Here is an 8,808-nt window from a genome sequence, read left to right on the forward strand (position 1 = left end):
TTTACTTTAATCTCAAGTGACAATCTTCCCTCTTCTAAGCTCTTCCTGAAACGAACGCAGACGACTGTATTTCTTTACCGTATAACTGATGTATACGTCCCATTTATGGGTATGGTTAAGACGCTTGTACAGCTTTTTTAAGGTTTTGAGCATGTCCACAGCGGTTTCATAACCATCGCGATTTTTTTGCGAGATACATGCTTCAATAGCTTGGTGATACAAGGGCAGTAGATAAGCTGGATTTGCGTTCTCGACTTTTTTCAAATTATAGGTCTCCAGATAGATCGGAAGCTGGTTTACAGCCATCTGCAGATCCACCCAACGCTGATAATGGCCTTTGGACAGCAAATGCTCGCCATAAAAGGACTCACTGTGAGGTAGAAGAGCTGCCATCGTTTCTAAGAATTCATCCTCCAAGTGCTTAGCCTTATTGATTTGGCGCCACAAAAAGATATATGCCTCGACCTCCTCAAAATCGTGTGACTGGATATAAGGAAGCAGCCATTTTAACCAATAGTGCAGCCTGCTCCAAGCATTGTTGTCATACAGGCTACCAAGCTGATTCAAAATATGGGGGATATGCAGCATTTCTAAGCCCTGCAATCGCTCTGTTGCCGCTGCATCCTGCCCTGCCAGCCAATCGTGAAATGCCCGCGCATGGATGTTATAGTGACGGTGCTGCTCCTGTTGCGGCTTTTGCAAAGCCAGATCTAGTCTATTTTTTTCACGCTGCACGAGAGGCTCTATGACTAGAAGATTTGTCCAAAACATAGCGTACAAGACGTACATATCAATAAAATTGAACGATTTATTATAAAACTCTTGCTCCAGATACTGTACTGTCGCTTCAAGGATGTTCCTATGGGTATCTGTCATCTTTTCCAAGTTGATATCTGTAATAACTTCCGCTATATCATTTAAGCAAGTATAAGCCATCTCCTCCATATGGCTTTCATATAGAAAGTACATGTGGGACTGATGAATCGCATGGTATCTTTCTTCAAGCTTCAACAAAGCAAATAACCTGGCATGTATTTCAAAAAGCTCACGCACAGTCGGTTCCCATGATACCGCAGCGCTGCATAGCATTTGGACGAGTTCATCTACATCTCCGCTATGCGTAGGGCTGTTTTTATCCTGTTCATAACTATTTTGGAAGTAGCGATGCCACGCATCCACTTGATCCGTCTCTTGCAAGGAAAACTTCAGCGAGCTTTTTCTTACAGGAGGCGCTATTGCCATCGGTTGACGGGATGAAGGAAATCTGTCCTGAAAAATTCGCGGAAATTGTTCTTGCTGAACCCTTTCCAAAGCCCTCTTCTCTTGAGCCTTTTTGGCTTTGGCAGCTTGCAGCTCCTCAGCGGCCTGAATCTCTTCTATGGCGGTCGTGGCCTGGTCCATAAATGCCTCTGGACTCAAATTATGCAGCTGATACACAGTAAAAAAGACGGCAGCCATATGCTCGCATAGCTCTCTGCTTTCACACAAGCATGTGCTGATGGACAGAAAGTCGATATCCAATTGAACGTCGTACACTTCAGGCATCTTGACTCTGGCTACGATCTCCGATCCTTCTGTAATTTGAATATCGTTCACAGCTTGTTGCTTAAACACTTCAAAACCGAGCTTCAGCTTCTCATAGACAAAGCTGGCTCGAACCTGAACGACCAGATCCATCAGTTCGCTCGTCGTAAGCTTAAGTCGGGTTTGACTCATGACCGAACCTCCTTGCTTATCGCTCTGTATAATTGCTGCCAGCCGCGCGACATTGACTCTGTGCCCTGGAGAGGTATCTCTTGCCTTGCTGCAGCGGCTTTTCCAGAGGTCCGCCCCGGCTTGCCTGTCGGCTGCTGTGGCGTATCTGCTTCCTTGGACGGCTTATCTCGTTTAGGACTTGCTTTTTGCTGACTCATTCCTGACCCTCCACTCTGGCCATTCCATAGATTGCGCCATGCTGATGCTGATGCTGCTCTTGATCACGATCACTTCTCCATCCATTCACGACGCAAAGCGAACAACTCGCGCAGCTCTCCTGTGGACATCTCCGTGATCCAGTTCTCGCCTGTGCCGACGATTTGGTCACTGAGGCCCTTCTTGCGCTCGATCATCTCGTCAATGCGTTCTTCGAGCGTGCCGAGGGTGACGAACTTGTGCACCTGCACATCGCGGGTTTGACCGATGCGGTAGGCGCGGTCCGTGGCCTGGTTTTCCACGGCGGGGTTCCACCAGCGGTCGTAGTGGAAAACATGATTCGCCGCGGTGAGGTTCAGACCGGTTCCTCCTGCTTTCAGCGAGAGGATGAAAATGCTGCAGCGCTCCCCATCCGGGAGCGCACTATCCTGGAAGCGCGCGATCATCTCATCGCGCTTCGCCTTGCTCAGCCCCCCGTGCAAGAACTGCACGGGTTCGCTACGCTCCTGCGAAATCACAACCTGCAGGAGGTGGCCCATCTCGACGAACTGGGTAAAGATGAGGCAATTGCCTCCTTCGGCACGTAGTTCGTCGATCATTTCAAGCAGCCGCTCCATTTTCTTGGAGCGTACCTGTCTCTCCGAATCAGCGACGGCACCATCCCGTTTCCTTGCACTTGCACTTACACTTTCATTTGTACTTGCTCTAGCCCCTGAACTTGCACCAGTCCCAGCTTCCTTCAAAAACAAAGCCGGATGATCGCAGATCTGCTTCAGCTTAGTCAGCGAGGCAAGAATAAGTCCCTTCTTCTCGATACCGTTGAGGCTGTCCACTTTTTCTAATAAGCTTTGCACCACGTTCTCGTAAAGAGCCCCTTGTTCAGATGTCAGAGAAACGTAAGCCTTTACCTCGTATTTATCAGGCAAATCAAGCTGGATAGCCGGATCTTTCTTAAGCCGTCTTAATAGAAACGGACGAATTAAACGCTGTACGCGTGAAGTTAACTCCGCAGCCCCTCCGCCGTTCTTCTCAATCGGACTCACGTATTGGTGACTGAAATGGCTAAGCGTTCCCAAATAGCCAGGATTAATAAAGTCAAAAATCGACCAAAGCTCAGTCAATCTGTTTTCAATCGGCGTACCTGTCAACGCGATGCGCTGCCGAGCCTCTAAGCTTCGAATAGCTGAAGCTTGCTTGGTATACGCATTCTTGATATTTTGAGCCTCATCCAAACAAAGTGCGTTCCATGAGATACTAGACAGCTCTTCCTCATCTAAATTAGCTAAGCTGTAGGAGGTCATGACCAAATCTGCCCCCTGAATAGACGTCTCAAACTCTTCTCCTTTGGCCCTTTGACCGCCATAGTGAAGATGAATGTTCAGAGAGGGTGCGAAACGCTCAAGCTCTTTTTGCCAATTACCTAGCACGGAGGTCGGACAGATCAGAAGTGAGGGAGCAGAAGCGAGCGTCTTTACACCGGAAGCGCTGGACTCTTTAACCTCTGAAGGCCCTAATCTTTTATTTCTTTTACCCGATGATAGCGTTCCTGATTTTTCCTTTTTAACCTGAAGAAGGTAGGCGATAAATTGAATCGTCTTCCCAAGTCCCATGTCATCCGCTAGACAGCCTCCCAGACCCATTTGACGCAAAAACAGGAGCCAAGACACCCCCTCGATCTGATAGTGCCTTAAATCGGCTTCCAGACCGTCAATTTCCTCAACAAGGGGTATAGACTTGATTTGGTTTAACTGCTTCATGAAAGTTCGCAGATGATTGTTCAGCTCAACTCTCACCTGCAAGGTCTCACGCTGCTCATCCCCTGATTCATTCGTATTCGCTTCGTTACCCTCCAACAGGTGCATCTCAAGCACCTCTCTGAAGGTGAGACCTTTCTTCTTTTCCACCTGCCGCATCGCTGCCCTGATCTGCTCCAGATAAGCGGGGTCAAGCTGCACCCATTTTCCCCGAGTATACATCAACCGCTTTTTCTGGGCCGCCATTTGGAGGAATTCCTCCTCCGATAGATCCACTGTTCCTAACGCAACGCGCCAATCGAACTGTATGATTTGATCCATACCGAACATGGATTTACGCGACGAACCTACGGAGTTTTGAAGCTTCGCTTTTAACAGTGGACGTAAACGTCCCATCCCCTCCCACCAGGAAGGCAGAAACACAGATATACCAGCCGCTACGAGCTGCAAACTCGATTCAGTCAGGAACTCCCAAGCTTCATCATCAGACAGCTGCTCCACAATTTTACCCAATTGAAATGTACTTTGTAGTGCAGGAACGATGCGCAGAATCCTAGTCGTCTGCTCTTGAATCCGCTCATCTATATTCTCCTGCCAAGCCGCAGGAATTTGACCTGTTAAACAATTGCCCGCTGCACTAAATTCCACGAACCGGTTCGTATCCTTACGATCCTGCGCAATAAAACGCAATCGCCAGTCTGCTGCATCATCCTTGGCCGTCGTCGTCCCGTCCACATACGTTTCCGCATAAGGTTCTACCAGTTGAACACAAATCCGATAGGGAGCAGCATCCTGCTTCCAACCAATGGCTGTAAGCCAATCGTCTTCCTGCATCCAGTTCAACGATGTCCTCACCGCTGCAGACTCTTCGTCATCCATACAGAGCAGAGCATTCTCTTCTTTAAGACTCTTCCACGCTGAAGAAATCTCCCATTCCCCATCAAGGTGCAGCATCTCTTCGACGATAGCATCTAACCAGTCCTGCCAAAATGCTGCATCCAAGCGCTTACCTTGACTAAGCTGCGTAAACTCAGCCTGCTTGTCGGATGGAAGCTTGAGTTTCCAACCAATCTTCCCTTCGCACCATCGTTCATAGGAAGGCATGTACCAGCCATATTGCAGAGCCTCCTTGAATAAAACAGCCCCTTGCATAAGAAGCCGGGCATCTTCATCCCAAGATAATTTCCCATGCAATAATGTACCGGGAGCAGCCAAATAATCCATCGCCATATAGGGAGTCATAACCAAGCCTGAGCCTTGCGCACTAGTCATTGTCTCAATTTGAGTTCCGTAGTAAGAACGTTCATGCCATGCAAAAAGAAGCTTTCTTAATGTATAGTCAGGAACAGCATTCGCCTGCTCTGTTTCCCCGTAACAAGCAAAATTGCCTGATGGCAGTCTCTGTATGCGGATATGTATCTGTGACAAGCTGATCATGAAGTCAGTTTTCCTTTCCGCAATTCCTCTTGGAACGCGCGGTAGCGCGAATATTGCTTGCTGATTTGCTGAATGTATGAATCAAAACGTGGCGTTTGCTTTAGTTTTTTATAGGCATTCGCCAGTTTTTTAGCAGTTTGACAGCCTGTTTATAAGAATCTCTATTTTTCCCTAAAATATAGACCTCAACTGCATAGTGGTAGATTGGCAGCAGCATGCGGACATCCTCTTTTTCAACCCTTTTCAATTCCTCGGAATCGATATCCAATGGGGATAAATTCAACAGTAAACATAGATCAGCCCAGGCTTTATACTCCATCCTATCCATGAGAAAGCGAGAATACTGTCTATAGCTGCCGGGCAGCAAAGCCGCAAGAGCGTGCTTATGCTCCTCTTCAATAGCTAGATGCATAGACGCTGTTGTCCAAAAATAGAAGTAATGATTCATATCATATGCGTTATACATCTCCATGTGATGCTGCAGCCAGCGAAGCCAATTCACAAGTCGATCCCATTGCTGAACCTGAACAAAGGTTTGCATATAGCCGAACCAATCACTCGCCTCAACCGTTTCAAATCTAGTCATAACGCGCTCCCAAGCGGTTTCGTCATCTCCAGCCATAATGTCAAAATGAGCTAGAGCCAATACAGCCGTTCCTCTTGCTTCATCTTCTTTCTCTTCATCACTTGCAATCAATCTTAATCTAGTAAGCTCATCGGCAACTAAGCTCTTCTCATAAAGCAAATTCGACCACATCAGATTGTAAGTTTCGGACCAGTCCATTTCATAACTCCGCCGCACTTTCTCAACGTTCATCGCCAAGTAAGCTGCTAATTCCTTCACGTGTACCGGGTACTTTCCCCTGGCTCGTTCAAAATCCATATCCCTCAAAGCAGAAAAGAGCTTTTCACTGCTTTGTTTATTTATTTTAGAGAAGTAGTAACCTGCATTATAAAAATCATACGTTCCCGCCTTTTCCTCAGCCCACTTATCACAAAGCTGCATGAGATAAAAAACAACTTGAATATCGTATATTCCTCTGATGGATGCATCCCAGTCATCAGCCAACTTATGAAGCTGACCCCAAGCCTGAGCATACACTTCCTCCATGCTGAAAGCATTATAAATTTTGGAATTTTTATACTGTTTATCGAAATAAGCAATCCATTCCTGGCAGATGATTTTAGATCTATATGTACACGATACGAGCTTGTGCCCAATACCATAGCATGAATACGATTAGGAGCTTCTGCCTCTAAATTCCTAACAACGCCCTCTTTAAAATAATCCCAACCTCTTGTCAGAATCGTCTCATCAAAATAGGACCGGATCGTCGTTGTCCAGTAATCCCAGTCCATTTCCAAATTAAACATAGATCGTCCCCCATAAATCGACAATTGCATTTATCCCTATTATACTAAATAGCTTCATGCACTTGTAGCCGAGTAAACAAGATCTAACCGAAAATCGTAAAACATAAAATTCCAACAATCCAAATTATACGAAGAAACCCCCAAACGAATCAGGATAGATTCATATCTGGGGGTTTAATTTTCAACTAATTACGCATAAAGCCTTGATGCGGATGCGGGTGCGTGCCGCAGTATTCATCTTTCTCTGAACAGGTGTAAACATGCTCGTAAACAGGTACACAGTGATGTCTGTTAATGATTTCGATTGGGTGAATCACTTGCACTTTTTGCGGGTGGTAATGATCTCTAACAATTCTTTCTGGACTTGTCATTATCGGGTCAGCCGGTGGACACTCAAATTGTCTTCCTTGGTTTGGTTGGTAAGCCATGGTCAGGTCAACTCCTCTATAGGTTTGTGTTAGTATACGTTTATCCCTGGTCCATGGAATGCACCAATGCCTATCTCCATTAAATTTAGGCTAATTTTGTTGTCCTCTCATGTGATTCGTCCAAGCATTTGGGGAAATGGAAGGCTGAAAGGTCCATATTTATTACCAATAAATTTCCAAATAGAAACTTTCTTGATTGGGATTGCGTATAAATTAATGTAAAATTTGGAATTCAGATAAGGAGAGAAATCGATGAAACGACCAGTAAGGCACATGGTAAAAACAAGCATTCGAGCAACATTACTACTCACAGCATTATTTTTATCTACAGGAGAGGGGCCGACTTTTGCTGCCGAGCAAGATTCCCCGAAGCAACTTTCGCCATCCATTCAAATTACATCGGGTGCTAGGCACAACATTGCTTACAATTCCGAAGGAAAAGTGTGGTATTGGGGTGACCTTGTAGACCAAGTGGATGGGGAGTATGTCTACTGGGACAGTCGACCATTGCTAATCAAAAATTTAGATAATATTGCCTCTGTCACTGCAGGAATAAACAGAGATCTACTTCTGAAAAAGGATGGAACTGTATGGGAATGGGGTAGAACCTACAAATATACGAGTACCAACGGCAAGAATGCTGTATCTGAATTCCGCACGCCTACTGAAATCAAAGGTCTGCCACGAATTACCAAGGCCATGACATATGCTAGTATAGGTGCAGCGATAGATGAAGAAGGTGGTGTTTGGGTTTGGACCTCAGATCCCGATCCTAACCCAATGAAACCGGTAAAAGTTGATAACATTAAAAATGCAAAAGATATTACTGCAGGGACTTATAGTGCTATTATTATTTTGAAGGACGACGGCACGGTATGGGAATCTACAGCAGGAAGCTATGCTCGTCAGATTGAAGGCTTGAGCCAAATCGAAAAGTTATCCAGTTCTTCCGGTCAAACGACACATAACTACGCCATCCAATCGGACGGGACGGTATGGGGCTGGGGAAGTGGATTACCGGGCAGCAAGAATGGACTTTACGGACCAGTCATCGTTGACGATTTAAAGGATGCTGTCTCCATTAATACGGGTATCGGAACGACTGTATTTGTAAAAAAAGACGGAAGCGCTTGGCTTGTAGGGCGCACAATTGGGGATTACTTTGGTACTCGCACTGATGTCCCTATTCGACTTGAAGGCTTAGATAATATTAAATCAATTGCATTAACTGATGATTATGTTATGGCCCTAACACAGGATGACAAGCTCTGGAAATGGAAGGCTGATGATACGAATTCATTAGTTACATTTAAAAAAGGTGAAAGGTAAAATCAACAAGGCGCTTCCATTTATGGAGGCGCTTTTTTGTACAGCCATCTTTTCAACATTACTCTCATATTGCTACAAAACATGCGTTTCTTCGCTGCCACTTTGATTATTTTCAAAATTACCTACATGGATTTTTGACTAATTATGGATAATTAGCATTTGTGTTAGCAAGTATTTGAGGTGAAAGTTGCCTCAATGTGATACACTAAATTTTGACATAATTCTAACAAATACTCCAGCCGAGGTCTCTCACATACAAAATGATTAAATCTAAACATAATGAAATGATGAAAGAAATGGAAGCCTCTCTGCTTAAAACTATTGAAGAAGCGAAAAGCGGTAAAGATTTCAAATCAATCAAAAACATCACACATAATAAATCTTTCTCTGAATACACAATTTCAGTGAACCAAGAAGCATATAAGAATAGTTTTGATGGATTTGCCGCCTTAGGTTTAGGTATAACAGGTATGTATTTTGAACCTCTCATGACTAAAGTCACGAGATTCTTGGGTAGTCTCTTCTAACGAAGAGAAGTTTACCAAGCTATCCCTGTCGTTCCGACAGTTCGTGTA

Annotated in this window: 7 protein-coding genes; 2 read left to right on the top strand and 5 right to left on the bottom strand. The window is 45.0% G+C overall.

Features of this window, described 5'->3' with window-relative positions; translation table 11 throughout:
- Nucleotides 1-12: 12 nt before the first annotated feature.
- From FU659_RS24395 to FU659_RS24415, 5 genes are all read right to left on the bottom strand, one after another.
- Complete coding sequence (locus tag FU659_RS24395; protein ID WP_147949939.1) at nt 13-1,716, bottom strand: hypothetical protein; 1,704 nt, start codon at nt 1,714-1,716, stop codon at nt 13-15.
- The gene (locus tag FU659_RS24400; protein WP_147949940.1) at nt 1,713-1,913 is read right to left on the bottom strand and encodes a hypothetical protein; all 201 of its coding nucleotides are present in this window, start codon (nt 1,911-1,913) and stop codon (nt 1,713-1,715) included. The genes FU659_RS24395 and FU659_RS24400 overlap by 4 nt, the downstream gene beginning before the upstream one ends.
- Nucleotides 1,914-1,982: 69 nt before the next feature.
- On the bottom strand, nt 1,983-5,102 hold the full coding sequence (locus FU659_RS24405) for a DEAD/DEAH box helicase (RefSeq protein WP_147949941.1): 3,120 nt from the start codon (nt 5,100-5,102) through the stop codon (nt 1,983-1,985).
- A gap of 100 nt (nt 5,103-5,202) precedes the next feature.
- Nucleotides 5,203-6,213 (bottom strand): hypothetical protein, encoded by a 1,011-nt coding sequence (locus FU659_RS24410; protein WP_187274363.1) that lies wholly within the window; start codon nt 6,211-6,213, stop codon nt 5,203-5,205.
- A gap of 448 nt (nt 6,214-6,661) precedes the next feature.
- Nucleotides 6,662-6,904 (bottom strand): hypothetical protein, encoded by a 243-nt coding sequence (locus FU659_RS24415; RefSeq protein WP_147949943.1) that lies wholly within the window; start codon nt 6,902-6,904, stop codon nt 6,662-6,664.
- Between the two features lie 252 nt (nt 6,905-7,156).
- Between FU659_RS24415 and FU659_RS24420 the strand changes: the two genes are divergently transcribed.
- Nucleotides 7,157-8,233 (top strand): RCC1 domain-containing protein, encoded by a 1,077-nt coding sequence (locus FU659_RS24420; protein ID WP_147949944.1) that lies wholly within the window; start codon nt 7,157-7,159, stop codon nt 8,231-8,233.
- Between the two features lie 260 nt (nt 8,234-8,493).
- Complete coding sequence (locus tag FU659_RS24425) at nt 8,494-8,760, top strand: hypothetical protein (protein WP_147949945.1); 267 nt, start codon at nt 8,494-8,496, stop codon at nt 8,758-8,760.
- Nucleotides 8,761-8,808: the final 48 nt, after the last annotated feature.

The organism is Paenibacillus sp. N3.4 (genome assembly GCF_008017805.1).
Classification (GTDB): domain Bacteria; phylum Bacillota; class Bacilli; order Paenibacillales; family NBRC-103111; genus Paenibacillus_E.

Coding starts and splice junctions, on each gene's coding strand:
- FU659_RS24425 (WP_147949945.1), top strand. CDS start 8,494: ATGATTAAATCTAAACATAATGAAATGATGAAAGAAATGGAAGCCTCT.
- FU659_RS24405 (WP_147949941.1), bottom strand. CDS start 5,102: ATGATCAGCTTGTCACAGATACATATCCGCATACAGAGACTGCCATCA.
- FU659_RS24420 (WP_147949944.1), top strand. CDS start 7,157: ATGAAACGACCAGTAAGGCACATGGTAAAAACAAGCATTCGAGCAACA.
- FU659_RS24415 (WP_147949943.1), bottom strand. CDS start 6,904: ATGGCTTACCAACCAAACCAAGGAAGACAATTTGAGTGTCCACCGGCT.
- FU659_RS24410 (WP_187274363.1), bottom strand. CDS start 6,213: ATGGAGGAAGTGTATGCTCAGGCTTGGGGTCAGCTTCATAAGTTGGCT.
- FU659_RS24400 (WP_147949940.1), bottom strand. CDS start 1,913: ATGAGTCAGCAAAAAGCAAGTCCTAAACGAGATAAGCCGTCCAAGGAA.
- FU659_RS24395 (WP_147949939.1), bottom strand. CDS start 1,716: ATGAGTCAAACCCGACTTAAGCTTACGACGAGCGAACTGATGGATCTG.